Consider the following 511-nt stretch of genomic DNA (forward strand, 5'->3'; position numbering starts at 1 on the left):
AAAAACCGAGCCGCTGCGCGTCGCGTACCAGTATCAATCGGGCAACAGCCGCCTCTGCGTAATGGCGATATCCATTGGCGTCACGGGTAGAAGGCTAATTATCAGGCGGCTGCGCGGCAGGCTTATATCGGTTTGGGCTCTGCTTTGATCGCCGCGGCGTTTGAAGAAGTCGATGCCACACCGATGGAAGGTTTTGACCCGGCGGCGATCGACGAAATCCTCGGACTCGAGGCCCGCAACCTGCGTAGCGTGGTGATTCTGCCACTGGGTCATAGAGCCACTGAGGGAGACTGGTTGGTCAACTTGAAAAAGGTTCGCCGCTCGCGGGAAAACTTCGTTACCGAAATCAAATAAACCCGGTAAGAGCGGGCGACTCAAACATGCCTCTGGCGTGTGTCCCCCCCCGCTCTAATCAATTCCAGACCCGATCATCGATACCAGCGGCCACCGAATGGGTCGCTTCCATCCCCTGCGCTCGACTTGTTTCGAATTTCGAGAGCCTATCGACATT

General features: G+C 56.6%; 1 pseudogene. It reads left to right on the top strand.

From position 1 onward, the window contains the following. Positions 1–108 precede the first annotated feature (108 nt). A pseudogene (locus BK660_RS31045) lies at positions 109–354 on the top strand (nitroreductase family protein); the annotation flags it as partial. Positions 355–511: the final 157 nt, after the last annotated feature.

Source organism: Pseudomonas brassicacearum, from assembly GCF_003732265.1.
Classification (GTDB): domain Bacteria; phylum Pseudomonadota; class Gammaproteobacteria; order Pseudomonadales; family Pseudomonadaceae; genus Aquipseudomonas; species Aquipseudomonas brassicacearum_D.